Here is a 25,087-nt window from a genome sequence, read left to right as displayed (position 1 = left end):
TCTTCTCGTTCGACGTTCAACAGATCCCCCAAGGCACCGGCAGCGGGTTCGTCTGGGACGACCAAGGTCACATCGTCACGAATTTCCACGTGATCGCTCAAGGCCGCATCTTCAACGTGGCGCTCGCCGATCAGTCGGAATGGGAAGCCACCGTCATCGGCCAAGCTCCCGAAAAAGACCTCGCCGTTCTCAAAATCGAAGCGCCCAAAGAACGACTCGTCCCACTGCCCGTCGGCAAGTCAGCCGAGCTCCTCGTGGGCCAGCGTGTCCTCGCCGTCGGCAATCCATTCGGTCTCGATCACTCGCTCACCGTCGGCGTCGTGAGCGCACTCGGACGACAACTCTCATCCCCCACGGGACGCACGATCCGCGACGTGATCCAAACCGACGCTGCCATCAACCCTGGCAACTCGGGCGGTCCACTGCTCGACTCGAGCGGCCGGCTCATCGGCGTCAACACCGCCATCTACAGTCCATCCGGAACATCCGCCGGCATCGGTTTCGCCATCCCCGTCGACACCGTCGCCAGGCTCGTTCCGCAACTCATCACGAACGGTCGAGCATCCGTCGCCGGCATCGGCATCCAAGTTCATCCCGCTCTCGATCGTGCAGCTCGACAGGCCGGCATCGAAGGCGTCGTCGTCTACAGCGTCGTCGAAGGATCACCTGCTGCCAAAGCAGGACTCGAAGGCGTCCGCGCCGTACGCGGAAGGCGCGTCGCTCCGGGTGACATCATCGTCGCAGCCAACGGCAAGCGCGTGCGTACCTACGAAGCTCTCCTCGACGTGTTCGATCACGTCGGCCCTGGCAACGACGTCACCCTCAACGTCGTGCGCGATGGCAAGGAACGCGAAGTGCGCGTCGCCGTCATCGCCATGTGACGCTCGAACGAGGCCATGACCGAGCGTGTTACGCTCGCACGCCATCATGACCACGTTCGCACGCATCATCTCCACGAGCGGACAACCTGCCTACGCTCGACTCGACGACGACACGCTCACCGTGCTCAGCGGAGCTCCGTGGACAAACCCCCGCGATACCGACGAAAAGATCGCACGTTCCACAGCGCGCCTCCTCGCCCCCGTCACGCCTTCGAAAATCGTTTGTGTTGGTAGGAATTACCGCGCACATGCCGCTGAGCTCGGCAACGACGCGCCCGCCGAGCCCCTGCTCTTCTTCAAGCCCCCCTCGTCCATCATCGGACCGGACGACACCATCGAGCTCCCTACCGCAAGCACACGCGTCGACCACGAAGCCGAGCTCGGCGTCGTGATCGGATCACGTTGTCGTCACGTCTCAGTCGATCGAGCACTCGAACACGTCTTCGGTTACACGTGCATCAACGACGTCACCGCGCGTGATCTTCAGAAGAAGGATGGCCAGTGGGCTCGAGCCAAAGGATTCGACACGTTCTGCCCCGCAGGCCCGGTGCTCGTAACGAACATCGACCCTGATGTGCTCGGCGTACGTTGTCGCGTCGGCGAAACGCTTCGCCAAGATGGCCACACGCGCGACATGATCTTCTCCGTGCGACACCTCGTCGCCTACATCAGCGACATCATGACGCTCGAGCCCGGTGACCTCATCGCCACCGGAACTCCGCACGGCGTTGGACCTCTGGCGCACGACGACGTGGTGCAGGTCGAGGTTGATGGCATCGGGCTCCTTCGAAATTGCGTTCGGCAACAACAGAAGTGATCGCCGTTTGGCCAGCGCTACGTTGTCTGCCAAATTTCGAGTCTTTCTTCAAAGTCTAGATTTCGTGACGTTCTTGGCCCATTCGAGCGGCTTCGTACACGCTCGCACGCGTCATGGACGACGTGCCCGTACGCGACGCCGCTCCGCCGGTGATCTCCACGATAGATCCCTCACGCGTCGACTCCGTTCCGCCGCTGTCGTCGACGCACGCGCAAAGTCCGCGCTCGACGTTACGGAGAACCGTTCGTCGGGCGCTCCTGATCGCGCTCCCATCGCTCGTCGCGATCGTAGCTAGAGCGACCACTTCGTTTGACCACCAACCATCGGTGGCTCGTACGTATGTGAACGACTTCGTTTCGAAGCATGCGATCCATGTGGAGCCACCGATCGTCGATCCCCCGAAGACCGACGTCACGATCGTCGACGAGTCCGAGCCCACGACGCTCGAAGCTCAACGCGCTCGACTCTTCGATCGCATGCGCGCCGATCTTGGTTTGTCGAACGAGCAGCTCCAGAGGGTGCAAGCGATCTTCAGCGCATCCCCTCATCTTGGTCAGGGCAACCCGGCGCTGTCGAAGCATCCGATCTCGCGAGCCGAATGTCATCGAATTCGGCGCGAGGCTTCCATCACCCGGACAAACTCGCCGGCGTGCAATGCTACTGGCATGGTGGCCATCTTCGATCCATCGTCAGGACAAACCGATGACGATGCGCATCTATGCATGGACGAGCTCGAGTTTCCCAACATTCCTTGCGAGTATCCCGTGGTGCACGTGCGAGCGAGCGAAGCGGCGGCGCTTTGTTCCGCCATTGGCAAACGAATTTGCGACGCGCACGAATGGGAAGGCGCTTGCGCGGGGGCATTCAGATCGGCCGATGTCGAATATCAATGGGGGCGTCCGCGAGCCGAAGTGCAGACGTATCACAACCATGTGCGGGATGTGGTTTGGAGTTACGGACCCAAGAAAAACCACGCCGCGTGCGGACTGCAGAGCTTTCGTTCGCCGGATTGTCCAGGTGGTGGTTATGAAAAATGTGGCTCGAACACATACCCCACGGGCGCATTCCCTCAATGTCGCAGCGCATTGGGTGTTTTCGACATGCACGGCAACGTCGCCGAACACATGAATTTGCCCACCATTCCGAGCGAGCTAGGGAAAAATGGCGGAAGTGGCTTTACCGAAATGAAGGGGAGCTGGTTTGCATTCGGAACGCAATACCCTCACTCGGACGATTGTCGATGGCGAGCGCCTGCTTGGCACGAAACTCGGTTGTCGAGCGAATCGAGCCACTATAATTATCATTTGGGCTTTCGCTGCTGTAAGGACATCTAGGCCTTCCAGCTTTGACATTTGAACGAAGGCGCGGACTCCCACCTGCGAAATTACTGCTCCGCCTTCTTCTCAATCGCGGCGATCAGGTCATTGAGCGCGTCATCGCCGCGCATGCAGCACGTGTTTCCTCGCCGGCATTCGCGGAGCAACTTCAGCTCCATCGCCGCACGTCCGTCCCCTTGCGTGCGAGCTCGCTCGAACAATGCACGCTTTGCATCGCAGCCGGACGCGATACGCAAATCATATGCGATGCGAAAAGCCTCGGTACCACGCGCCCGAACGGCGTCTTCACGCAGAAGTCTTTCTGCGTCACGTGCCGCGACAGAACCCCCTCGCGTCGCAACGAGCTCGTACATCAAGTCGATACCAATCGACCCCATCCGTGTGCTAAGCAATTGCAACATTTTCTCGGACGAATCATTGCGCAAAAGGGCGACATCGACGGCGAGTTGCAGCGCTTTCCCACGCACTTCCTTGTCTTGCGGAGCCAGTGGATCCACTGTGAGCAATTCGTCGAGCGCCTCGACCGACTCCTTGGCCAGACGTTTGCGCATCAAATCGTCCAGCTTGCGCCATGCGTCTTTGGCTTCGGGCGAAGAAAGCGGCAAACCCGACGACGGTTTGGCCGTCTGCGCATTGCCAGGCGCCATTTCTGCAACGCTCGGCGCCGCCCCCGGCTTCGGCGCCCCAGACCCCGATATTATCCGCGGAGCCTCGTCGGTCCCCAATGATGCTGGCGTCACTTCTTTGACCGGCTCGCGATGCGCGAGCACCAGCACGAGAACCACGATGAATTCGAGAGCGAGAGCGCCTCCGAGGATATGACTTCCATTGCCTCCAGCGCGTGAAAATGGTAGTTTCGGCCCAATTCGTCGCCAAGAAAACGCAATCGCCGCAGCAAGCGCACCGACGACGGGAATGAGCATCTCCCAAATTGCCCATCCAGCACCCGTGCCTGCGCCAGAGACGCCTTCGAGCACGTGAATGAACACGCTGAGCATTCCCGTAACGGCCAGCGCAGTCAAAAGAGGCATCCGAAAACGACTTGCCAATTCGACCACGCGGTTCGTATCGGGCCAGATGGTTTTTTTGATGTATCGCACCAAAAGAGCGAGCGGCGTGCCGAATAGCCCCAGCAATGCCAAAAGTGCGAGCGCAAATTCGAGCTTGGACAAACCAATACCACGACCCAAGCGAATTGCACCATTGAGCACACCGAGGAGCCCAAAGATTGCAACGACGACGGCGGTTGCTATTTCCAAAAAGAGCTGCGGCCGAGCCGCCGCGATTTCTCCGTCGGTCGTCGCCACGGCCCCAGACCCCGCAGCTCCTTGCACCGCCGCTGAACTCAATTGCGCCTCGAATGCACCGAGCGCCCGCTCCATTTCTTGCAGCGTCTGGTAACGACGATCGGGCTCGCGCGCCATGGCCTTTTGAATGATCATCTCCAGCGATTCGGGGATCTCCGGCGCTACTTGTCGCGGCCTTTCCGGCTCGGTCGTCAATAACTTCGCAATCGTCACCGTCGGCTCTTCGTCGCCATACGGAAGCCGTCCCGTGAGTGTTCGATAAAGAATCGCCCCCACGCCATACACGTCCACTCGAGCGTCGACTTGGCCACCCATGGCCTGCTCGGGCGCCATGTACGCAGGTGTTCCAATGACCATTCCGGTCTTGGTCAAACTCGAGCTTCCTTCATTCTGCAATCGAGAAATACCAAAATCGAGCACCTTGGCCGTCGGCTCGTCGAGCGCTCCGGTGATGAATACGTTCTCCGGTTTGACATCCCGGTGAATCACGCCTTTGTCATGCGCCGCCTGCAGAGCGCGACAAACCTGCCGCGTAATGATGACGGCTTGCTTCACCGTGATACGCTCCTGCGATTCGAGCAGCTTGCTCAAGTCTTGCCCTGCGAGCAGCTCCGACACCATGAACGGCTGGCCATCGGGCGTCCGGTCGACGTCGTACACACCCACGACGTTCGGATGACTGATCGATGCCGACGCTTCGGCCTCGCGCTGAAAACGAGCAAGTATCCCGGGCTGCCTGGCGAACTCGGCGTGAAGTAGTTTGATCGCAAAACGTTTGCCCGCGATGCGCGTGTGTTGCGCTTCGTAAACGCGCCCCATCCCGCCTTCGCCGATCACTCGCAGCACCTTGTAGTTGCCGCTCAACGTCGTACCGACGAGCGCGTCCGGAGGCTGCTCGATCGCCACCGGCTCACTCCCGAGCAGCGTCATCGCCGAGCTCAACTCGGGCGTCAGGTCCGTCGTTGACGTCACGATTTCGACCGTGCCGGACTGCACCGGACGTTCATCAGCCTCAGGCATCGGCGGCATTGTCGCAAGAGTCGCGGCGCGCGGGAAGGCTGTTGGAATGCCAAATGCGAACCGAAAGAAAAAGCACCCACCTTTGGCGTCGTCATCACAATCGACGCGTTCTTGCTTGACAGCCGCTCAGGTCTACGAGCACGACCTTACGGTACGAGACCGAGGCGCTGTCCGCGGACAAACCCTCGATGACGAGTGATGTCAAAGCACTCGTGCCTGTTTGATGGCATCGAGCTTGGGGAATTCGGCGTCGAGGTAGGCTTGGCCCTCGCGCTGCGCGCGGCTTGCATTTGGGCCTTTGCCCTTGGGGGACAATTCGCCGTACCCTTTGTAGAGCGAATCGACGACGTTCATTCCTTCGACGACTTTGCCGAACGGAGAAAAACCGTCCTTGTCGAGGCGCCGCTGTTTGTCCACGTAGCTGATGAAGATTTGCGTGGTGCGTGTGTCCTTGCCCGCGTGGGCGAACGTGACGTACGAACGGCGATTGCTTTCGACCACGGGATCATCCGGGATGAACGCCTTGTACCAAGCTCCATTGACGGAAGGTTCGGGATGAATGCCGAATTGAACCATGAAGTCGTCGATGGCGCGGTGGAAGCGCACGCCGTCGTAAAACCCGAGTTTCACCAAGTTGTAGAATCGATCCGCGCCATGCGGTGACCATGCGCGCGTCACTTCGACGATGAAGTTGCCCTTCGTCGTCACGAACTCGACGCGGAATTTGTCGGGCGCGGTGAGCGTCGCTTTCTCGGGGTGAAACAGGGGATCGTTCCCATCGCGCCCAGCAGTCGTGGATGCCTTGGGCGCCGCGGCAGATGGAGACGGCAGAGCGGACGCGACGAGCGAAGAATCCGCGGACAAACCCGACGACGGCCCCGCAGAAGGCCCGCGCGACGGCTCTTCTTTCGAGCATCCACTCGAAAGAAGGACCAAGCATGTCGCGACGAGAACAGCAGGCGGTTGGGGCATGGGGCACACGAGTTTACCACCATCTCGCCTTCGTCGTCACCCCCTCTCGTTCGACAGCATGGCATTACGTGCAAAAATGACGCTCGGGCAAACCTTTATGATAGTTGGCCGAACCTAAAATCGTACGGGACGAACCCCAGTTGACGAAAAGGTTTTTCCTTGCGCGATTGTCGTGATAGTCGAGCGGCATGCCCAGACGAACCAAAGCCACACCGTTCACGCTCAAGTTCGGGGCTCGGATGCGGGCACTGCGTACCGAGCTTGGAATTTCACTCAGTCGGCTTGCAGACGCGACGTCGATATCGAAGGGTCATCTTTCGAGCATTGAACAAGGTTTGGCCTCGATCACGATCGAGACCGTGGAGCGAATTGCGATTGGCCTCGGCACTTGCTCTCCGGTCCTCTTGTCCTTCCCGAAAGAGAATGATATTGCGCAGATAGTGGATTTGGTTCGCCAACTTCCCAAACGCGAGCTCAAACGATTACGCCGCGAGCTGAAGGCGCTCGTGGCAGAGCATGAGATGGAGGAGTGAATACGGTTTACAGCGTGGCCAAATCGGCGCCCCGACGATACTCGTCCAACGTTTCGTGCAGGCCGACGAAAAAACGCTGCACGGCGAGCGAATCATCGACACGACAGGGCGGTACGCACCCAGGTTCCAGCGCGTTTTTGAGGTCGGCGACGCACCGTTTTAGCAGCATCGCATCGGCTGCAAACGTATCGTTTTCGAGCATCGTCGACAGGTATGATTCAATTTCGCCAAGCAACATGCCTGCGCGCCGCTCCGACCTTTGAATGGCATCGAGACGCGCGGACAAATGCGTGCGAAACACATGCGCCGCCCGCCACGCTACCTCCTCCGATATCCGCTGCCCAAGAGCGAGCTGCCCCTCGGCAATCAATGCATCGAAAGCACGGATCAGCGCGGAACCTCGGGCATCATCCACCACTTTGTCCGCGCCAAAACTCGAGCGTCCAGCTCCCGTTCGATCCTGCCAAACCGGAAGCGGAATACGAGCAAAGCGCGCCCGCTCCAAATGCACCGCCAGTCGCGACCATACCATATCCGAGCGGCGACACGCCCGACCGTCGAATGTCGGTACGACGTTGGGCAACCGGCCGAGCAACCGAGGTTCGAGGATGAGGGTATTGCCGCCGCGCGCAAGCTCGAGCGAAGGTAAAACATTTTCGCCATTGATGGGTATCGTTCGCGTAATCGGCACGCCATCCATGAGTCCTGGAAACGCGGAAACCAGTCTGGCGAACGCCGATTCTACCGTTTCGCCGGGGCAGCTGGGTTCCATCCAATAAGGCAGGCTGCCAGCATCCTCGTGAACGGTGGTGAAGTCGTAATAATATTCAGGACATCGGGCGCGAACCTGTGCATTCTCGAACGAACGATCAGGCCATGAACTCCTCGGTCCAAGCTCCCGAAAAACGCGCAAGTGCCGCAATACGTCTTCGAGGTTCACTCGCAACGTGCTGCGTGCGGGAAGGGGCGGCGCGCCGAGCACGGGACCGATCGCAACGTCAATGTGTTCACTTCGACAAACTGCGATATGCTCGGACAAATACGGCTTTCCTGCGCGTATTGCGTCGAGAAGAGGCCCAAGTCGAAGGTCCTCGTCGAGGATCCACACGCATGCGGGCTTTTGTAACGTTCGAGCATGCGCATATCGTTGTAGCAACGTTCGAGCAAGTGAGATGGGATGACGCCCCGTCCCAATCTGAACATTTCCAAAAAAACCACGTGCAGCATCGCGCAATTGGGTATTCCGGTCCACCCGATGCAGCTCGAGGTGACTCGCGCCACGAAATGAAATAGGATGGGTGTCGATGCCCGACGAATTTTCCAACACAATTATTTCAATCGACGAAAACCCTTGATCGAGACGAGCAAGATCATGGAGATCGTCCAAGAGACGTTCCGCAGCCGCAGGATTGGTCGTGTCGGCGATGATTCCGACGACGAGTTTTTCCTTCATATCTCTGCCAAACCGCTTCGTTCGGCGCGAAGATGGGCACTCCACGCCCTACCGGCGACGTTCCACCATTCGCTGTAAGCACCATTGTATACGTTGCGAGCTCGATGAAGCCGATATGCATCGGCCGAAATCCGCAGATTCGCCAGTGCTCTTTCCAGATCACGCACTTGGTCTGCTCGGCAGACCCCCGCCCGGAGCGTTTCACGGACAATCATTTCGGCAGCCCCATCCACGGAAAGCAATACGCCGATGCCCCCGACTCGATGCCCCGCGCCTGCTCGTTCGAGAATGGTGCGCAATTGTTCTGCAATCGTCGCGGACGCTGTAAACATCGAAAGAGTATCGCTCGACGCATCGAAAGGTGGCGCCGCGTGTGGAGATGCCGTTACGTGCTCGCGTACGACAAGTTCCCCGAACCGGGGAAACCAATCATCGTTGAGCACCTCGCCTGGCTTCACCGTTACGTGCTCGTTCACGGGATGCCACCCCGAATGCTCCGGCGCATATCGAGCATCCGCGGGAAGCCATAACGAGATGTATGCCGGGCGAGAGCCTGCATCCAGGTTTGGCCCGGTACGATGCCACGTCAAACTGTGGAGCACGACGATGCTTCCTGCGCGCGCGGGCAAACGCACGAGGTCATCGTGTACGTCGAATTCAGCGCGCCCACCTGCCAAGAAGTCCTGCGGCGGGCTTTCTCCAAAGAGATGTGAACCATCGATGACTTCGAGACATCCGCCCTCGGGCCCAACGTCCTCGAGTGGACACCAGCAGGACAAACCTTCCGCGGGTGCTACGGGCCAATACGGATAATCCTGGTGCCATGGCACAGTCCCGCTCGCCCGAGCCGGTTTCATGATGACATGATCGTGCAAAAGTCGTGTCCCCCGGTGCCCCAGAAAATGCGCGGCCGTTGCCCATAGCCGCTCGTCCTGCAACAAAGCGCGATACGTTCCCGAAGCGTCCTCGCGCCAGATGTCGCGCCATTGCGAAATGTTCTCCAAATACGTGTCGCGGTGGAGGCCCTGCTCTTGCGAATATTTGTCTATCAACCCCTCGAGCGCTCGGAGCAGAGCTTTACGCTCATCATGACAAAACTGCGGCTCGATGATGACGAACCCATGTTCGTCGAAAAAAACCTTGGCCCTCGTGTCATTCACGCAAAACGTCTTCATCATTTCGTTCACTCCTTGATGAAAACATCGTAATACCTTGCCTTTCGAGCACTTTGACGGCGTCCCGAATAGGCAAATCAATATCGCCAAAATGCTCGGTCACTGCATCAATGAGCGCATTTTTGCTGGCCAGGTGATGCTTCTGGATCACGTCGCGTCCGGTCAGAAGGACATCGTCACGAATGGCGGTGAGCGATCCGTCGGGTACCCGAATGAGGCGCAAGCCGGTCATGAATGGGCCGAAACCGGGTTTCGTGTGATGTTCGGCGATCATTGCGGCAAAAAAACGATGCGGCCGCGGCTCGAGCGTGAATGTATAACACGTTTTCCACGGCCCCCCACGGTCGAACTGATGCTCGATGACATACCCGCAAGATGGTCGTGCAACGAGACGATACCCGAGACCCGCGGAGAATTTCGGAGACTCGTCACCAAGTCGAATCGGTTCGAGGTACGGATGCCCGTTGCCCACATCGGCCCAATAGGCATGTTCGCCGAAACGTACGCAGAGCGCAATGTGGCAATCGGGCTGCTGCATCGATCCGCTGAGCAGCGTGACATCATAACCAAGCTGCGCGAGGAGTGCCGCGAAAAACGGGTTCATGACGTTGCACGGGCCGCCGAGTCCCCGGCCCATATCCGCGAGAATTTCCGCCCGCGAAGGCTCGCGACCATAACGCACGAGCATGTGAACGTTGTGAAACGGAATTTTTCCAAGGTACGCGCGGACAAGCGCGCCGAGTTTCGCGGCATCTCGTTGGCTAACGTTGACGCCGAGCCGCTCGCAGAATGCCTCCGCTTCCGCGCGCGTGAGCCAATTTCCTAGATCGGGGTCGTCGATCACTCGCATCGAGCGACCTCGTGAAGAACCGAGACAAACTGTGCTTTCGACAAGAGTATCGTGCCGAGCGGTAAGGATTCGTTTGCGGCGTGAATGCGCGTACGCGTATCGTTGGGGCCGATCGCGAGATACGGAGCATCACGCAAGAGATGCGTCAAACAGGGGCAGCGTGCCTCGCCAAACGCTTTGTTCAAGTACCTATCGAGAATGCGCACGTCACGTCCCGCTGCGCTCGCCATGGCAGTTATGCAATCGACGACGCGAGACAATTTCGGCGGAATACGTCGTGCCAGGATGCGTTGTGTCCCATCTTCTTCGAAGTAGCCGGTTTCTTCGAGCCAAATGGCCACGGGAGGCAGGTCGAGCGTTGGGAAAACCGAGTGCGCCCAAGGAGAACCGATTTCTTCTTCGCCTTGGATGACCCACACGAGCCCGGGCAGCCGATCGTTTGTGTTCAAAGCATCTTCGAGCGCGAGCAGTCGTAATGCGAGCGGCCCGAGGTTGTCACCCGTGCCTCGGCCATGGACGCGACCGTCGGCGATGACGGGGACAAACGGATCGGTGGACCAACCGTCGCCGGCTTCTTCGACGTCGTAATGCGCGAAAAGGCCGACGTTTGGTGCATCTTTTGCGCCCGGACGAACGGCGACGACGACGGGTGCCGCACGCTTTTCGCCCAGCATGTTCACGGTAAAACCCAACGCGGACAAACGCGCCGCGATGGCTTGGCGTACATGCCCGAGCCCTTCGGGATGGCTGGCGGTGCTGCGTGCCGAGACAAACTCGGAAACGAGCGCGCAGAAGCGCTGCAAGAACGCGTCGTCTGTTGCGTTCGGCAGGTTCGTCTCGTGCATGCCTTGTGAGCTTCCGCAGTACGTCACGACGAGTGCGAACGGTACATGGGCCGTTGCGGCATGACAAGAGGTTGCGGTAGGATCGGGGCATGAAGCTCCACGTGCGCAACCTGGGTCGGATCAACGAGGCGGAGCTCGACATTCGGCCGCTGACGGTGTTCGTCGGGAAGAACAACACGAACAAGACATGGGTTGCGTATTCGCTGTATGGGTTGCTCCGGAACTTGACGTGGCGTCAGGCAGGGATCGGTTCCGTTCGGGCCGCGGGACCGACGATGATGAAACTCCGGCCAGATGCTACGCGGTCGAAGCTTCAAGCGGCTGCAGAGCGTGAAGTAGCCCGACTGCCGATGCCACAAGCGAGCGACGCCGACACGGTCGAGCTCGAGGTTTCACGACGCGCACTGCTGGGATTCATTGACGAGCCCGTGCGGTTTGCCCTCAACGAGAAGTACCTGGGCAAACTTCTTCGTTTGGGAGAAGAGTTGTCGATCGATGCGCGTGTAACGTTGGAGCTGACGCCGGAAGAGCTACGTGCGCGCGAAGCACTCGCGATGCTTCAGCTTTCCTATTCGCAACGGAGTTTGCAGTTGACCTGGCAGGACCCGGATCCAAACGTCCGGGTTGCACAGCGAAGAAGTGGCGACGCGAATGCATTGCGCGAACAAGCCGCCGTGTGGCTGCGAGCGTTTGCGCAACGCTTCCTTTCGCTCGGGCTTTTATTGTTGCTGCCGGCGGAGCGTGAAACGGTTGTCGCCGTATATAAGAACATGCGACCGAGCGAAGAGGTCGCACTCACAGAGCCGCCCGAAGCGTACGCGCATTTCTTGTTTTCGGCGGAGCTCAAATGGCGCAAGCGTGAAAAGCCGATGATGCCCGAGCCTCTGGAACTCATCAACAAGAGGATTTTGGGGGGCACCGTGGATTTTGTGGAAGTGGGAGCCGGGCAGCGTATGGTTTTCATTCCCGAAAAAGGCCCGGCGTTACCAATCCACGCAGCGTCCGCACTCGTGCGTTCCCTGGCTGGATTGGCACTCTACATTCAGCATGGAGCACGCGCTGGGGATGTATTGATCATCGACGAACCGGAAATGAATGCGCATCCCGAAGCGCAACTAGCGACGGTCGAATTGCTCGCACTGCTCGTGAACCGAGGGGTACGCGTAATCATGACGACGCATAGCTCCTTCATCTTGGACCACTTGAACAACCTCATCCTTGCTGGTCGGCTCTCCCCGAAGGACCAGGAGGAAGTCATGCCAGAGTTCAGACTCGGAACCAAGGAGAGCTTTCTCAAACCCAATGACGTTGCAGCCTATCAATTCGATGAAAATGCCGACGAATCGCAAGTTCGCGTGACGTCCATTTTCGACCCTACGAACGCGTGGAGCGAAGTTAAGTGGGACACATTTGGTGACCCAAGCATCTACGTTGGAAATTTGAAAATGCAAACCTTGGTCTCGAAATTGCCAGATCCGGAGCAGGCAGCATGAATCATTCGCCTCTCGGCTACCTGCTGCGCCGTTCTCTATTGCCGGGAAAAACCAGCTACACAGACGCCAACACGACGCTTTCTTTATCGAGAAAGGACGGCGAAACATTGTTGCTCTTCCGAACGGACGAAGTCTCGCGCGTCGTCGACAATCAATACCCCGAGTCGTTTGCCGCTCACTTTGATCTCCACAATAAGCGACGCTCGGATTTGGTACTGATGGTCATCCGAGAGCGAGGATCCGCCGATGGTCATCTCGTGCGTCTTGCTGCCATCGAACTGAAGACCACGGCCGACCTCAGCGTGGCCATCGAGCAGCTTTCCAATACGCTGCGAGCATTGAAGCAAAAGCTCGAACGAGTGCTCGGCACCGCCTTTTTCGCTCCTGGAAATTTGCGCGGAATCATCGTTGCGACGGGCAGTTCCAAGAGTGCGTCGGATGCGCAGAGAATCAAAGAATTCGAGCGAGAATTCAACTGTAGGCCGGAAGTGTGTCATCCGAAAAAGGAAGACAAAATTCGCTTGGCACTTGGTATTTGACGAACCACGTCCGATGACGCTGGACTACAGCATGATGAACGTCGGCGCCTCCCTCTCCCGTCACGGTTTTACCATCCTCCCTCGGCTCCTCGACCAGCGCGCGCTCGATGCCCTCGCCGCCTCGTTCGCGCACCACGAAGCTGCCAACATTCCTCGGAGTGCCCAGGTTCTTTTCGTCCACACGCCTCCCCCGCCGGATACTCCTCCCTTCGACAACCTCATGCTGCAATGGCTGAATCCACATAAACGAAAAGCCCCTCTTTCGACATTTCCCATTGCAACATCTTTGCGCCCCGTCATCGAAGAGTTGCTCGGCGACACAGCCGTGTTGTTTCAAGACCTGCTGCTCGACAAAGGTGAATCGCAACGCAGTCGCTTTGCTTGGCACCAGGATTATCCATTTTGGCCCGTCGACAAACCTCGAGGCTTGGTCGTTTGGGTACCCATCGATCCCGTCGATGAAGTAGCTGGAAGCCTCGTGCTCGCTGCCGGAAGTCATCTGTCAGGCATTGGTCCGGCCATCGATTTGCACTCGGGAAACGCGCAACCAGGTACGACGGGCAAAGTCGCCGACATCGACGACTACGAGCACGTTTGTCGAAAACTCGATCCAGGTGATGCCATCGTATTTCATCCGCTCGTCTGGCATGCATCGGCGCCAAATCGATCAGGAAAACGACGACGAGCATGGGCATCGAGCTGGCTTTCTGCGTCCACACGCATCTGTCACGCCCGCGCACCGCGGCACCCGCTATGCAAAATCATCCCCGACGGAACGCCCGTCTCCGAATGGGAAAGGTTTGGCATATGAAACGATTGACGTGGCTCGTGGGTCCGCCGGGCGCAGGCAAGTCGACATGGGCGAATACTGCACGAGCAACCGGGCGCGTCGTGGAATTCAACGAAATGCTCGCCCCACTGATCTTGCCCGCACGCATTCGCAAAGGAGTGCTCACGGCCAATGCAGCGCTCGTGAGTCTCGTCCGCAATCTCGAATTTCACCCGGACAATCGTTCGTTGGCACCACTGCTCGTCGTCGCCGGTCTCGTGCCCGAGGATGCACTATTTCCCATTTCCAACGACGAAGAAGTGTTGCTGTTGCTTCCGGAAAGATCGCGATGGGAAGAGCAACTGCGCAAACGGCCCATTGGATCAGGATCGCTCAGGCAATACGATGATTTTTCGTACTCCGCCGAGTGGTATGACCGCTTCTCGACGTGGGAGACCAAAGGTTTACCCGTAACGAAGATCGACGTGCCTTTCGCTCCCGAGCTCATCGGGCAAATCGCAAAACCGTGACGCATCCTCTTGTCATTTTGTGCTTTCATCGCATTCTTCCGGAATCGTACCAACACGGCTCGGACAAACCATACTTTCAAAGGCAAACGGCTTTGTCCGTCGAGCGATTTTGCCATCTGCTCGATGAGTTACAAAAACACGCGGCCATTCTTCCTCCCGGAGCCATCTTCGACTGGCCGCGCAGCGCTCAAACAGCGAATCGACCTGCCGCACTGCTGACGTTCGACGACGGTTATGCAGACATCGTGACGTTTGCTCTGCCCGAGCTACAACGTCGTAAGTTGCGGGCAATCGTATGCGTCTCGACCGCGCCGCTGACCGATGGCTACGTGTTTCCCGTCGATCGCTGGTATGCTGCGATGAATGCCGCCACCTTTCGTCGAGGTACGCTGACGGAGTTTGGCTTGCAGCCATGGTCGTTCGATCTGGATCGCGAGGAAGATTTTGGCCGCTGGATAGATGGCCCGGAAAAACGAGCGTTCGTCCGTGCAAACGACGATGCACAAGAAAGACTGCTCCGTCACGTCGAAACGGTGCTTGGCGTCACGCATCGACCCGCCACACCAAAGCTGCTCGACATCGATGGGCTACGCACGCTCGTCGACGAAGGGTTTTTGATCGGATCGCACGGACATCGACACGTGCATTTGCCTACCTTGGGCGAGGAAGTGCTTCGTGACGAGCTCGATCGAGCGTTTTCATTTTTTCCGAAACATGACTTTCCGATCGCAAGGATCATTGCGTACCCCGACGGAGTCACGAATGCGCAAACGGAGGCACTGGCACGTGCCCGAGGCTTTTCCGTCGGACTCTCGCTCGGCTCATGTGCGGCGATGCCGAATGATTCTCGCATGCGCTTGCCACGTTTCATTCCGACGAACGATCCGACGTGGTTCGCGAGGCGCCTCGAGCCCATTTTCAAAGCGGTAACACGCTGAATACCTTGGCATGTCGTTTCGTGTCACCGACGAGCACGCGTCGTTCGAGTTTTCCAGTGGAGCGGCGAATCAATAGGATGGACGTTTCCGTACCTTCAATGGGCCTGTTACACCATCGGTCATGCGGCATGCGACGAATTTCGGTCATGCCTACGACGATGTATTCGTGCGTCACGAAGAGCCCGCGACACCAGCCAGCGTAGCCTGCTTCAAATACGTTGATTCGCTCGACTTCGCGCCCGGTCACGCGCCCATGCTCAATGGCATACGCAATGACAAGACCATTGACGCACGTGAGCCAGAACCGATCCTCGTGCACGATGCCGTCATGCGGAAGACCTGGCGTGTCGTCGATGATGCGCTCGAAGCTCGAAACATCGTCGACCGCTCGATCGAGAAAACGGGTCACGAGGATTTGCGACGCGTGAATGGCGACATGATTCGGATGAACGTAATCACGCAATTTTCGCCGCGAAAACGCCAGTTGTGCGGACGCTGCACGAGAAGTGTAGTAGTTACCCAAAGGTTCGTCGTGGCGCAACTCGCCGAGCTGCGGGGGAAAGCGGGCATCGCGTAGCAGATCCCAGTCTTGTCGAGACGGAGACAAACCCGCCTGGCGCTGAGCGGAGATCCAGCCGGGATGAAGGGCATGGCTGCCTAAAAACACGCCGTCGCGAGTAAAAACGTCGATCGCTTCGAGGCCCGTATTGACGACGTACACGCGGTCGGGAGTGACAGCGACGTGGTGCAGATCGTTCATGCAGGGCTGATGCCAGACGTCGACCACGCCAAACCCATGCGGATCGACTTGAAACAATGCATTTGGTCCACAAACGAAGAGCATCGATGACGAGGGCGCGCCGCTCCAGGCTGCCCCCGTAAAACCTTTTTCAGGCAACCGCAGCGGTTCGGGCGGAATGAAGGAGAGCCGAGTTTCATGCGTGCCTCGGTCCAGATCCACCTCGACGAGGCGGCATTCGCCGGAAGCGTCGAAAAAACCCATCGTGACGAGCACCCTCATTCGCGGTTTCTCCAGCCGCTGCCGATGTCTCCTGGTTCCTTGCGCTCACGAGCGACCAACTCGAGCGAAATTCGTATGGCTTCTTCGGCCGTCTCTGCGCCGAGCACGACGTCGTTGCGCCGCGCATCGATGCTTTTTCCGGCATACTCTGCGGCAAAACCGCCCGTCTTTTCGAGTGCTACGATGGGTTTGCCGAGTTGCCACGCGACGGCAATTTCGCTGAGCGTCCCGGCGCCGCCGCCAATCACCAGGACGACATCCGCCATGGCGGTCACGATGATGTTGCGCCCAATCTGCATTCCCGTGGGCACGACGATATCGATGTACGGGTTGGCAGCTCGCCTGTCGTAACCAGGAAGAATGCCGAGAATGTCGCCATCGCGCCACGATGACGACGCTCGCGCCCCGCGACAAACCGCCTCCATGACCCCAGACAAACCTCCCGTCACGACGCGAAATCCAGCATCGATCGCAAGCCGTCCGACGTCGACTGCTAGAGCTTCGACGGCGGGAGGCAAAACGCCACCGTTGCCGATCGCTGCGAGGACAAACCTACGTCGAGTAACATGCGCTTGTGGATCGGTTTTCGTCATCGAATGAAACGCAGTCTTTCTTGTGTCGCGTGTGAGCGTGCGACGTTCACGCGCTGCGCATACCAGCGTGACGCGCCGATGGCAACCGCGCCCCCACGATGCTTTTCGTCATGTTTCAGTTATGGCGCCGCATAGCTGAGTGTCCACGCTTGAACGGACGATGCTCATGTGCTAGACGCCGGCCCATTCGTATGGGCGCTCCTTTGTTGTCGGTCGTCATTCCACTTCGTAATCGATCGGGCGTGCGCCTCGAGAACTGTTTGCGCAGTTTGCGCTGGCAAGAGGGCGTTCCGGGTGAGGACGTCGAGATCGTTTCGAGCGACTTTGGCAGCGTGCCCGAGCATCGCGATGCGTTGCAAGAGGCGGCGAAAGCGCATGGGGCGACGGTGTACTACACGCCGACGCAAGGTCTCTGGAACCGGTCACGGGCTCTCAACATCGGCATCAAACGGGCTCGAGGCCAATATACTTTTTGCACCGACGTGGACATGGTGCTTGCACCAACGTTTTTCAAGACGTTGCTGGATACGCAGGAAAAGCTTGGAGGGCGCGGATTGCTGATGTGCCAGTGCCTGGATCTCGGCAAGGAAACCGAAGGACGAGTCGTCGACTTCGCGGACCTCGAATCATGGAAACGATCTGCAACCTATCGGTCAGCGCGCGGGCTGGGCGGGTGCCAGTGTGCCGAAACGCAATGGTTTCACGGAGTCCGAGGTTTTGACGAAAAGTACACGTATTGGGGTGCAGAGGACAATGACTTGGCACGTCGCGCCGAGAAGGATGGCCGGGTCCTCGAGTGGATCACGGAGCGCACGTACATGCTTCATCAATGGCATCCGACGGCCGAGTTCGATAGACCGTGGCTGGTCAAAAAGAACCGATGGCGTCTGAAATGGACGGGCTGGATCGTGCGGAAGAATTGGTTTGGCTGGGGGGAATGATACGAATTTGCCTTGAACGTCTGCGAGGACAAACCTGCAAGCAGGTTATCGTAATCGATGGCGCGCGGACGCACGAGAGTGTTCGCGTCGACACCGACATGCGGCATGAACGCATGGCACATTTTCGTCGGTTGCGTTGCACTTTCGCGCTGGTTTGTCTTGACGAGCCTGCTCATCGGCCTGGGTTTTCCGGGTGTTTGAACGAAGCAAACACATTTTTTTGAAGCATGCTTGCCAAGGGCCGGCGGCTGGGCTAAGGTCCGGGGGTACACGAAAACGTCCCTGACCGCTTGGCACGTCGCTCCTCTTCCGAAGAACGATGCTCGCTTGGAAGACTGGATGACGCAACGTGCGCCGCGGCGGACGAATTTCCCATGCTGGGTTTTTCCTGCGTTTCGGTGCGCCTCCGTTCGGCCTTATGGCTTCATCGAACGGCAGGTGTGAAGGGCTCGAAAGAGCGCATCAAAGAAGCCACGGAAGCAATCATGGGCAATCGCCTTTACGTCGGAAATCTCTCCTTCAGCACCACCCAAGCCTCCATCGAAACTGCCTTCGCCGTCGCTGGCGAGGTTCGTGAGGTTGCCATGCCAACGGATCGCGAGACGGGGCAACCGCGCGGTTTTGCATTCGTGACGATGGGCAATGAGCAAGCGGCAAACAGCGCGATCGCACAGCTCAACGGCTGCATGCTCGATGGCCGCGCAATCAAGGTCAACGAGGCGCAAGAGCGTCCCGCGCGTTCCGGCGGCGGATATGGCGGCGGCGGCGGTGGTGGATATGGCGGCGGCGGCGGTCGTGACCGTGGCGGTCGCGGCTACAGCAGATACTGATCTCGACCTATACCGATCGACCGAACGTGACTGACGGCGTAAGCGCGGCCTTCTCGAATACTCGAGCGAGGTTTCGCTCACGCCGTTGGTTCGTTTCTTTCCCTCGAAAGGATTTGTCGGATGAGCAGACAAGGGGCCGACAAGCGGAACAAGGAACGCGCACGCCAGCAGAAGCAGAAGGACAAAGCTGCGGACCGCGAGGCGCGCAAACGCGAGAAGAAACTCGGCGACTCTCCTGACACCGGTGAAGATCCGGATATCGCCGGGATCGTGCCTGGACCACAACCCATCGTCCTCGATTAATACTGGGGCCCGCCGGGCCCCCTCCGCCCCCCCCGAGGGCCCCGGCGCCCCCCCCCGGCCCGCGCCGGGCCCCCCCCCCCCGGCGGGGGGCCGCGGCAACCCCCCCCCCCCCCCCGCCCCCCCGCCCCCCCCCCCCCCGCCCGGCCCGGCGCGCCCCGCCCCCCCCCCCCCCCCCGCGGCCCGGGCCCCCGCCCGGGGACCCCCCCCGGAGAACCCCCCCCCGCCCCCCCCCCCCCCCCCCCCCCCCCCCCCGTACCGGGGGGCGGACGCAACTGCGAGGTCGTTGGCCGGTCAGGCCTTCGGCCTACATCGCTTTGCACGATGTCTCGGCATGTTTGCACGATGTCTCGGCATGGTGGATGAGCGACGCGGAAGCAGAATGCACACGCTCCGTCAATACCTCGTCACCCACAGCGGTTGCGGCGGAAAATAAATATTACCATTTTGCCAGTGAATCAGTCGCGAAGGTTTTTCCCGTCCCGAAAACATCGGTGAGCCGACGCCGTCGTACACCTTGACCGCATTCGGGGGCGACCCGACCGAAGGGCCCATCATCGCGTGCCCCGTCGATACGTAAAGCCGATCCTCCGCCCCCACGTAAAACAAGCCATACACGCTCCACGCTGGAATGTCCGCGTCCGACGTGCTCACGTCAATGACGCGCGGCGCGAGATCCAAGTCCATCGGACCCGCGTTCTCCAAATCGACCTTCGACAGATCGTACACGAGCACCTCGTTCGTATGGTGACCAACAAACAAGAGCTTGCTTGTCCGGTCAAACCATACGTTGTGCGTCGTTTGGTTGTTTCCCGCTGAAAGCCGCGTATTCGGGCCCATGATCCGAATGTCGGGCTCGGCGGCTGCATCGACATGGGATGCATTGCGATAAAACAGGATCGCGGGTGCTGGAGCAATCGGGGGCGTGGCCATGCTCGCAATGAACATGACGTCCATCGAGGGCTCGACGAAGACGAATACGGGAAAACCCAATTGGGGGGATGTCAATATTCGTGACGGAGGCATATTGCCGGAGACGGTCGATGCCTTGTCGAATACGAGCAGTTTTCGCCCGAAGGTATTGGCTACATAAAGAAGATCGCGTCCTTCGTCGATCCATAGTCCATGCGGTTGATTGATTTGCGTTGCGTCTTGCGCGGGCACGTCGCCACCAAAAAGGTGCCTCGATACTTTTTGAGGGCCATAGGCTTTGCTGATGTTGGAGAGCACGGCGACCGAGCCGGATTGTTCGGGACTCATGGGATCACAGGGGCCGCATTCGACGTTGTCGGCTCTCGTGAAAAGCGTCGCGATGTACATTTCGTCTCGAGCTTCCCACACGTAAAAACCATGGGCGAAGTTGAGCTTGACGCCGGCGCTGTCGGTGGTCGATTTGATGGGAATCGTCGATGTGGCCGTATATGGGCCAAAGGCGGTGCTATCCAATGCGGCGGCGTCTTCGAATCGAAGCACGCCGTGCCAATTCTGTTTGCCGTTGTATTCGCCGGTGCCGACATAGAGGCGCTCGTGTGCGGGCGTGCCTGAATCGGTGGGGCCAGCGTCGTCGAAAGGTGCGGCGTCGGCGCCGCCGTCGGATGTCGTGCCAAAAACGTCATCCGTGGAGCTCGAACAACTGGAGAGAAAAGCAAGCAGAGCAAGGACGATGACGCGCATGAACGGCGATGATAGCGGAGAGCGACGCCGTTGACACGTGTTGCGAGACCTGCCTATTCTCGCAGCTAGATTCGCCTAGCTGTGTGCTTTCTCGAGCGTGCCCCGGAGAGGACAAACCATGGCAACTCGCACGATCCGACGATGGTTGACTGCATGTCTGCTCGCGACGAGCGTTGCAGCGAGCGCATGGAACGCGGCGGCCGACGTGCCTGGGACGATCACGAATCAGGGGCGCCTCTTCGACGCCGATGGAGCACCCATCAGCGGATCGCTTTCGGTGGTGTTCGCCATCTATGATGCGGTCGATGCAGCGGCGCCCATCTGGAGCGAAACGCACGAGGTGACATTCGAAGAAGGTTATTATTCGGTGTCGCTCGGATCGATCGTTCCGTTTGGGGACAAAGTATTCGACGGGTCGCTCAGGTATTTTGGCGTCACGATCGGCGACGAAGCGGAGCTTTTGCCGCGGTCGCCCGTGCAGAGCGTGCCTTATGCGCTGCTCGCGCAGGATGTCAATGGCGACATTCACCCGACGAGCGTCACGGTCAATGGCACGGAAGTCATCAATAACAATGGCGAATGGGTCGGACCGTCATTTGGTACGGTTGGTCCTACCGGACCGACTGGGCCCACCGGTGCAACGGGACCTGCGGGCGCGGATGGTGCGACAGGTGCGCCTGGGCCAACCGGCGCGGATGGGCCCATCGGACCTACCGGGGCGCAAGGCGATGTCGGGCCTGCAGGACCCATCGGGCCGCAAGGTGACATCGGTCCGACGGGACCAACGGGCGCAACGGGCGCTACCGGACCCCAAGGTGATATCGGTCCTATGGGACCAATGGGCGCAACGGGCGCAACCGGACCCCAAGGTGATATCGGTCCTATGGGACCAACCGGACCCCAAGGTGATATCGGTCCTATGGGACCAACCGGGCCGCAAGGGGATATCGGTCCTATGGGACCAACCGGGCCACAAGGTGATATCGGTCCTATGGGACCAACCGGGCCACAAGGTGATATCGGTCCTATGGGACCAACCGGGCCGCAAGGGGATATCGGTCCTATGGGACCAACCGGGCCGCAAGGTGATATCGGTCCTATGGGACCAACCGGGCCGCAAGGGGATATCGGTCCTATGGGACCAACCGGTGCAACGGGTGCGACCGGTGCGCAAGGCCCGCAGGGTATTACAGGACCAACCGGACCCACTGGTGCAACGGGTGCGACAGGAGCCACCGGCGCTACAGGCGCTCAAGGCCCGCAGGGTATTACAGGACCAACCGGACCCATTGGTGCAACGGGTGCGACAGGAGCCACCGGCGCTACGGGCGCTCAAGGCCCGCAAGGTATTACAGGACCAACCGGACCCCGCCAACGGGTGCGACAGGAACCACCGGCGCTACGGGCGCTCAAGGCCCGCAAGGTATTACAGGACCAACCGGACCCATTGGTGCAACGGGTGCGACAGGAGCCACCGGCGCTACGGGCGCTCAAGGCCCGCAAGGTATTACAGGACCAACCGGACCCATTGGTACAACGGGTGCGACAGGAGCCACCGGCGCTACGGGCGCTCAAGGCCCGCAGGGTATTCAAGGCCCCGCCGGCCCAACGGGCGCGACCGGCCCAGCCGGATCGGCCAACATCAACGGCACCCTCAATACCATCATCAAATTCACGTCCGCTACCACGGGCGGTAATTCGACCATCACCGACAACGGCTCCATCGTGACGGTCAACAACGTGGTGAGCATCAATTCTGCGAGCGCCGCAGGCGGTAATTTACGATTTACCGCGCCAAACCCATACATCGTCGCAAGCTCGTACATCGTCGTTCCCGGTGGCGCTTATTTCAACAGCGGCACCGTGTACTTCCAAGCTCAAGCTCAATTCCGTGGCGGCATCCACAACGATACCGCGCCCTACCTTCAAGTCGATGGCGGTACGAGCGGCGTGACCTATTTCTCCGGCGCGATCGGCGCTGGAACCACGAGCCCCGCTGAACAGGTGCATGCAACGGGAAACATCCGAGCCGACGGAATCGTTTATTGGGGCAATGGGCTCAGTCGGACCGAAACGAGAGACAATGCAGGGCTACAAGGAACGCGAAGCGGGTTTTACGAGACGTCCACTCCGACCAACTTCTACCCCAATGCGTCCGATTGGCAACACATGATCGACGTGCGACACTCCAACGGTGGAAACAACTACGCGCTGCAAATCGGCGGCAGTTTCTTCGATCAAGACCTATGGTTCCGAAAGACGAACAACTCCGGTACAACCGTGTGGTCGCAGCTCATCGGCGCAGGTCCGAGACAATGCACGGCGCCGTTCAATAGCATCGGAGCCACGACCCAGACGAGCCTCGGGGGCATCACGCGATCGAATACGATCTGCGCCACGATACGATTCAGCGGGCAGAATTTCAACGACGCGCAAAACGTCTGCTTCGCACTCGGCGGACACATCGCCACCTACAACGAATTGTATAGGCTCGCCTTGGCCAATGGCACCGGCGCCGCGCTCTTCAATGGTGACTGGATTGGTCATCGTACAGGCGATGATGATGCCTTCTGCGTCAACGGAACAGGTATCACGAATTTCGAGGGCAATTGCAACAAGGCGGACGTGCGAACATTCCGCTGCGTGAACAGCTCCACGAACAACGAATGACATGCCCGGCAAAGCCAAATTCATTCCCATCGCAATCGTTGCCATTGGCGCGAGTTTCGCCCTATGGTACGGTCGCGCCAAACCGCCGGATACTCCATCCACGATCCACTCGACAACTTCACCAGCCGTGCAGCACGACAAGGCGGCCACAACAAACTCCGTTGCGACGACACGCATGCCCGGACCCGCCGACGTCGCCGACGTCAAAGATTGGATCGAAAACGGGCCCAAAGAACCGCTCGTGCCCCCGGTCATCCACGTCGATGCCGAGCTCGCTCCGGGCAGTGTCGCAACAGCCGAACCGCTCGTGCCCCCGGAAATTCGCGTCGATGCAGAATTGGCCCCGGGAAGCACCGCCACGAAAGAACCCCTTTTGCCCCCCGAAATTCGAGCAGGCCAGCCGTCGCAATGACCACGACAAACCACGATCCGTAAAGAATTCGATGTCTCGCGCCCTACCCCTCCCCGGACGACTCCTTTTTCTGGTGCTGCCGCTCCTCATGGGCTGCGACAAACCATCGGAGCTCGTCGCCGAGCACCTGCGTCGTGGCGACATGGCGCTCGCAGATGGCCACTTCGCGCAAGCGCTCTCCGCGTACGCGCACGCGCACGAGCTCGCGCCGCACGACGCCCGCGTGCAGCGTGCGCAAATGCGAGGCCGCGTGTATTTGCTCGCCCATGCGCCCACTCGCGTCGCACAGGAGGCGCTCGAGGATCTCGCTTACGAGGCAACGCTTTTGCGCGAAACGGAGAAGGGCCTCGACGCCGTTTGTCTCACCGCACTCGGCCACGTGCTGGCGCGCCGAGGAGACATGGAAGGGGCCAAGGCAAAGTTTGCCGAAGCGGTCAAAGCCGATCCGCAATCGCACGTCCCGCACGTTGCGCTAGGGATGTTTTACCTGAACGAACCTTCCGGAAGCGCGACCGCGAAACTCGAATTCGAGCTCGCATTGCAGCGCAAACCCGATGCGCCGGGTGCCCTCTTGGGGCTTGGCCGAATCAAATTGGCGGAAGGCGACGTGGCTGGAGCCATCGACAAATTGGAAGCCGCTGCGCGCCAAGAGGACGATCCTGCCGTGCGTTTGGCGCTTGGAACGGCGCGTCTGCGACAAGGAAAACACGCGGATGCGGCGCGGGAGCTTCGTCGAGCGCTCGCTTTCGATCCGAAAAATGTGGATGCATTGAGCGCGCTCGGGCAAGCCTTGCTCGGCCTCGGACAGCTCGAAGAAGCCGAAGATGCGCTTCGGACAGCAATGCAATCGCGTCAGGATCAAGCCACTGCGATTGCGCTGGGGTTTACGCTCGTGAAACTCGACAGAGCGGAACAGGCGCTTTCGATCTTCGGCCAAGTGCTTGCCAGAAACGCTCGCGTTGCGCCGGCGATTTTTGGTTCGGGCATGGCAAACGAGCGGCTTGGAAAAACCCAAGAAGCGCTCGTGAATTATCGTCAAGTGTTGGCTCTTCCGGCGGAGGGACCTCAAAAAGATTCGGTGCTCGAATTGCAAAGAGACGCGAAGGGGCGCGTGGATGCATTGACGCCGGCCCCAGCGCCGACGAGCTCGGCAACCGTTGGCGAGAATCCCAAATACCTCTAAAACT

25 protein-coding genes (1 of these 25 cut by a window edge) are annotated in these 25,087 nt (G+C 59.4%); 16 read left to right on the top strand and 9 right to left on the bottom strand.

What is annotated here, in order from left to right; translation table 11 throughout:
• The 3 genes from IPM54_01725 to IPM54_01715 all read left to right on the top strand — a co-directional run.
• Nucleotides 1-881 carry the 3' portion of a trypsin-like peptidase domain-containing protein gene (locus IPM54_01725; GenBank protein ID MBK9258537.1) on the top strand. Its footprint begins 265 nt before the window's first position, so only the last 881 of its 1,146 coding nucleotides appear in the window; its start codon lies beyond the left edge, outside the window; it ends in the stop codon at nucleotides 879-881.
• Nucleotides 882-927: 46 nt separating this feature from the next.
• The gene (locus IPM54_01720) at nucleotides 928-1,698 is read left to right on the top strand and encodes a fumarylacetoacetate hydrolase family protein (GenBank protein MBK9258536.1); all 771 of its coding nucleotides are present in this window, start codon (nucleotides 928-930) and stop codon (nucleotides 1,696-1,698) included.
• A 341-nt stretch (nucleotides 1,699-2,039) separates the two neighbouring features.
• Entirely contained in the window at nucleotides 2,040-3,032 is a 993-nt protein-coding gene (locus IPM54_01715) for an SUMF1/EgtB/PvdO family nonheme iron enzyme (protein MBK9258535.1), read from the top strand.
• Between the two features lie 50 nt (nucleotides 3,033-3,082).
• Here IPM54_01715 and IPM54_01710 read toward each other — a convergent pair whose 3' ends face one another.
• The gene (locus IPM54_01710) at nucleotides 3,083-5,362 is read right to left on the bottom strand and encodes a serine/threonine protein kinase (GenBank protein MBK9258534.1); all 2,280 of its coding nucleotides are present in this window, start codon (nucleotides 5,360-5,362) and stop codon (nucleotides 3,083-3,085) included.
• 201 nt (nucleotides 5,363-5,563) lie between these two features.
• Nucleotides 5,564-6,334, bottom strand: a complete 771-nt coding sequence (locus IPM54_01705; GenBank protein ID MBK9258533.1) for a peptidylprolyl isomerase — start codon at nucleotides 6,332-6,334, stop codon at nucleotides 5,564-5,566.
• Nucleotides 6,335-6,522: 188 nt separating this feature from the next.
• Here IPM54_01705 and IPM54_01700 point away from each other — a divergent pair, with 188 nt between their 5' ends.
• Entirely contained in the window at nucleotides 6,523-6,867 is a 345-nt protein-coding gene (locus IPM54_01700) for a helix-turn-helix transcriptional regulator (GenBank protein ID MBK9258532.1), read from the top strand.
• Nucleotides 6,868-6,874: 7 nt separating this feature from the next.
• Here IPM54_01700 and IPM54_01695 read toward each other — a convergent pair whose 3' ends face one another.
• From IPM54_01695 to IPM54_01680, 4 genes are read right to left on the bottom strand one after another with little or no spacing between them, the layout of a single operon-like run.
• The gene (locus tag IPM54_01695) at nucleotides 6,875-8,320 is read right to left on the bottom strand and encodes a hypothetical protein (GenBank protein ID MBK9258531.1); all 1,446 of its coding nucleotides are present in this window, start codon (nucleotides 8,318-8,320) and stop codon (nucleotides 6,875-6,877) included.
• Nucleotides 8,317-9,498 (bottom strand): phytanoyl-CoA dioxygenase family protein, encoded by a 1,182-nt coding sequence (locus tag IPM54_01690; protein MBK9258530.1) that lies wholly within the window; start codon nucleotides 9,496-9,498, stop codon nucleotides 8,317-8,319. Before IPM54_01690 ends, IPM54_01695 begins: the two co-directional genes overlap by 4 nt.
• Nucleotides 9,473-10,345, bottom strand: a complete 873-nt coding sequence (locus IPM54_01685; GenBank protein ID MBK9258529.1) for an arylamine N-acetyltransferase — start codon at nucleotides 10,343-10,345, stop codon at nucleotides 9,473-9,475. Before IPM54_01685 ends, IPM54_01690 begins: the two co-directional genes overlap by 26 nt.
• Nucleotides 10,336-11,190, bottom strand: a complete 855-nt coding sequence (locus IPM54_01680; protein ID MBK9258528.1) for a M20/M25/M40 family metallo-hydrolase — start codon at nucleotides 11,188-11,190, stop codon at nucleotides 10,336-10,338. The genes IPM54_01685 and IPM54_01680 overlap by 10 nt, the downstream gene beginning before the upstream one ends.
• A gap of 89 nt (nucleotides 11,191-11,279) precedes the next feature.
• On the opposite strand from IPM54_01680, the gene IPM54_01675 reads away from it, so the two are divergent.
• Genes IPM54_01675 through IPM54_01655 form a run of 5 tightly spaced genes read left to right on the top strand, consistent with a single transcriptional unit; the run spans nucleotide 11,280 to nucleotide 15,459 of the window.
• Nucleotides 11,280-12,683 carry an ATP-binding protein gene (locus tag IPM54_01675; protein MBK9258527.1) on the top strand — a complete coding sequence of 468 codons (1,404 nt, stop codon included), beginning with the start codon at nucleotides 11,280-11,282 and terminating at the stop codon, nucleotides 12,681-12,683.
• Nucleotides 12,680-13,222 (top strand): hypothetical protein, encoded by a 543-nt coding sequence (locus tag IPM54_01670; protein MBK9258526.1) that lies wholly within the window; start codon nucleotides 12,680-12,682, stop codon nucleotides 13,220-13,222. The genes IPM54_01675 and IPM54_01670 overlap by 4 nt, the downstream gene beginning before the upstream one ends.
• A gap of 13 nt (nucleotides 13,223-13,235) precedes the next feature.
• Nucleotides 13,236-14,033, top strand: a complete 798-nt coding sequence (locus tag IPM54_01665) for a phytanoyl-CoA dioxygenase family protein (GenBank protein MBK9258525.1) — start codon at nucleotides 13,236-13,238, stop codon at nucleotides 14,031-14,033.
• A complete protein-coding gene (locus IPM54_01660) occupies nucleotides 14,030-14,521 on the top strand; it encodes a hypothetical protein (GenBank protein ID MBK9258524.1) in 492 nt (163 codons plus the stop codon). The genes IPM54_01665 and IPM54_01660 overlap by 4 nt, the downstream gene beginning before the upstream one ends.
• Nucleotides 14,518-15,459 (top strand): polysaccharide deacetylase family protein, encoded by a 942-nt coding sequence (locus tag IPM54_01655; protein MBK9258523.1) that lies wholly within the window; start codon nucleotides 14,518-14,520, stop codon nucleotides 15,457-15,459. Before IPM54_01660 ends, IPM54_01655 begins: the two co-directional genes overlap by 4 nt.
• Here the strand turns inward: IPM54_01655 and IPM54_01650 are convergent.
• Both IPM54_01650 and IPM54_01645 read right to left on the bottom strand, forming a co-directional pair.
• A complete protein-coding gene (locus tag IPM54_01650) occupies nucleotides 15,440-16,480 on the bottom strand; it encodes a hypothetical protein (protein ID MBK9258522.1) in 1,041 nt (346 codons plus the stop codon). The genes IPM54_01655 and IPM54_01650 overlap by 20 nt on opposite strands.
• A complete protein-coding gene (locus tag IPM54_01645) occupies nucleotides 16,477-17,073 on the bottom strand; it encodes a TIGR00725 family protein (protein ID MBK9258521.1) in 597 nt (198 codons plus the stop codon). Before IPM54_01645 ends, IPM54_01650 begins: the two co-directional genes overlap by 4 nt.
• A 191-nt stretch (nucleotides 17,074-17,264) precedes the next feature.
• Between IPM54_01645 and IPM54_01640 the strand changes: the two genes are divergently transcribed.
• The 3 genes from IPM54_01640 (at nucleotide 17,265) to IPM54_01630 (ending at nucleotide 19,147) form a co-directional block, all read left to right on the top strand.
• The gene (locus tag IPM54_01640) at nucleotides 17,265-18,014 is read left to right on the top strand and encodes a glycosyltransferase (protein MBK9258520.1); all 750 of its coding nucleotides are present in this window, start codon (nucleotides 17,265-17,267) and stop codon (nucleotides 18,012-18,014) included.
• Between the two features lie 485 nt (nucleotides 18,015-18,499).
• Complete coding sequence (locus tag IPM54_01635; GenBank protein MBK9258519.1) at nucleotides 18,500-18,844, top strand: RNA-binding protein; 345 nt, start codon at nucleotides 18,500-18,502, stop codon at nucleotides 18,842-18,844.
• A gap of 120 nt (nucleotides 18,845-18,964) precedes the next feature.
• A complete protein-coding gene (locus IPM54_01630) occupies nucleotides 18,965-19,147 on the top strand; it encodes a hypothetical protein (GenBank protein ID MBK9258518.1) in 183 nt (60 codons plus the stop codon).
• Between the two features lie 393 nt (nucleotides 19,148-19,540).
• Here the strand turns inward: IPM54_01630 and IPM54_01625 are convergent, their stop codons facing one another.
• Nucleotides 19,541-20,818, bottom strand: a complete 1,278-nt coding sequence (locus IPM54_01625) for a hypothetical protein (GenBank protein MBK9258517.1) — start codon at nucleotides 20,816-20,818, stop codon at nucleotides 19,541-19,543.
• 118 nt (nucleotides 20,819-20,936) lie between these two features.
• Between IPM54_01625 and IPM54_01620 the strand changes: the two genes are divergently transcribed.
• Genes IPM54_01620 through IPM54_01605 form a run of 4 tightly spaced genes read left to right on the top strand, consistent with a single transcriptional unit; the run spans nucleotide 20,937 to nucleotide 25,083 of the window.
• Entirely contained in the window at nucleotides 20,937-22,547 is a 1,611-nt protein-coding gene (locus tag IPM54_01620) for a hypothetical protein (GenBank protein ID MBK9258516.1), read from the top strand.
• Nucleotides 22,544-23,488: a hypothetical protein gene (locus IPM54_01615; GenBank protein MBK9258515.1), complete on the top strand. Its 945-nt coding sequence runs from the start codon at nucleotides 22,544-22,546 to the stop codon at nucleotides 23,486-23,488. The genes IPM54_01620 and IPM54_01615 overlap by 4 nt, the downstream gene beginning before the upstream one ends.
• A 1-nt stretch (nucleotide 23,489) precedes the next feature.
• Nucleotides 23,490-23,900 carry a hypothetical protein gene (locus IPM54_01610; protein MBK9258514.1) on the top strand — a complete coding sequence of 137 codons (411 nt, stop codon included), beginning with the start codon at nucleotides 23,490-23,492 and terminating at the stop codon, nucleotides 23,898-23,900.
• Nucleotides 23,901-23,931: 31 nt separating this feature from the next.
• Nucleotides 23,932-25,083, top strand: a complete 1,152-nt coding sequence (locus IPM54_01605; protein ID MBK9258513.1) for a tetratricopeptide repeat protein — start codon at nucleotides 23,932-23,934, stop codon at nucleotides 25,081-25,083.
• Nucleotides 25,084-25,087: the final 4 nt, after the last annotated feature.

The organism is Polyangiaceae bacterium, assembly GCA_016715885.1.
In the GTDB taxonomy this organism is placed as follows: domain Bacteria; phylum Myxococcota_A; class Polyangia; order Polyangiales; family Polyangiaceae; genus Polyangium.
The sequence above is the reverse complement of the archived record's forward strand: the minus strand, read 5'-3'. Positions and strand labels throughout refer to the sequence as shown.

What these genes read in the sequence shown, in the direction of transcription:
- IPM54_01675 (MBK9258527.1), top strand. Translation starts at nt 11,280, where the DNA reads ATGAAGCTCCACGTGCGCAACCTGGGTCGGATCAACGAGGCGGAGCTC.
- IPM54_01690 (MBK9258530.1), bottom strand. Translation starts at nt 9,498, where the DNA reads ATGATGAAGACGTTTTGCGTGAATGACACGAGGGCCAAGGTTTTTTTC.
- IPM54_01705 (MBK9258533.1), bottom strand. Translation starts at nt 6,334, where the DNA reads ATGCCCCAACCGCCTGCTGTTCTCGTCGCGACATGCTTGGTCCTTCTT.
- IPM54_01625 (MBK9258517.1), bottom strand. Translation starts at nt 20,818, where the DNA reads ATGCGCGTCATCGTCCTTGCTCTGCTTGCTTTTCTCTCCAGTTGTTCG.
- IPM54_01685 (MBK9258529.1), bottom strand. Translation starts at nt 10,345, where the DNA reads ATGCGAGTGATCGACGACCCCGATCTAGGAAATTGGCTCACGCGCGCG.
- IPM54_01610 (MBK9258514.1), top strand. Translation starts at nt 23,490, where the DNA reads ATGCCCGGCAAAGCCAAATTCATTCCCATCGCAATCGTTGCCATTGGC.
- IPM54_01695 (MBK9258531.1), bottom strand. Translation starts at nt 8,320, where the DNA reads ATGAAGGAAAAACTCGTCGTCGGAATCATCGCCGACACGACCAATCCT.
- IPM54_01645 (MBK9258521.1), bottom strand. Translation starts at nt 17,073, where the DNA reads ATGACGAAAACCGATCCACAAGCGCATGTTACTCGACGTAGGTTTGTC.
- IPM54_01670 (MBK9258526.1), top strand. Translation starts at nt 12,680, where the DNA reads ATGAATCATTCGCCTCTCGGCTACCTGCTGCGCCGTTCTCTATTGCCG.
- IPM54_01660 (MBK9258524.1), top strand. Translation starts at nt 14,030, where the DNA reads ATGAAACGATTGACGTGGCTCGTGGGTCCGCCGGGCGCAGGCAAGTCG.
- IPM54_01720 (MBK9258536.1), top strand. Translation starts at nt 928, where the DNA reads ATGACCACGTTCGCACGCATCATCTCCACGAGCGGACAACCTGCCTAC.
- IPM54_01700 (MBK9258532.1), top strand. Translation starts at nt 6,523, where the DNA reads ATGCCCAGACGAACCAAAGCCACACCGTTCACGCTCAAGTTCGGGGCT.
- IPM54_01640 (MBK9258520.1), top strand. Translation starts at nt 17,265, where the DNA reads ATGGGCGCTCCTTTGTTGTCGGTCGTCATTCCACTTCGTAATCGATCG.
- IPM54_01650 (MBK9258522.1), bottom strand. Translation starts at nt 16,480, where the DNA reads ATGAGGGTGCTCGTCACGATGGGTTTTTTCGACGCTTCCGGCGAATGC.
- IPM54_01680 (MBK9258528.1), bottom strand. Translation starts at nt 11,190, where the DNA reads ATGCACGAGACGAACCTGCCGAACGCAACAGACGACGCGTTCTTGCAG.
- IPM54_01710 (MBK9258534.1), bottom strand. Translation starts at nt 5,362, where the DNA reads ATGCCTGAGGCTGATGAACGTCCGGTGCAGTCCGGCACGGTCGAAATC.
- IPM54_01635 (MBK9258519.1), top strand. Translation starts at nt 18,500, where the DNA reads ATGGGCAATCGCCTTTACGTCGGAAATCTCTCCTTCAGCACCACCCAA.
- IPM54_01665 (MBK9258525.1), top strand. Translation starts at nt 13,236, where the DNA reads ATGACGCTGGACTACAGCATGATGAACGTCGGCGCCTCCCTCTCCCGT.
- IPM54_01605 (MBK9258513.1), top strand. Translation starts at nt 23,932, where the DNA reads ATGTCTCGCGCCCTACCCCTCCCCGGACGACTCCTTTTTCTGGTGCTG.
- IPM54_01630 (MBK9258518.1), top strand. Translation starts at nt 18,965, where the DNA reads ATGAGCAGACAAGGGGCCGACAAGCGGAACAAGGAACGCGCACGCCAG.
- IPM54_01620 (MBK9258516.1), top strand. Translation starts at nt 20,937, where the DNA reads ATGGCAACTCGCACGATCCGACGATGGTTGACTGCATGTCTGCTCGCG.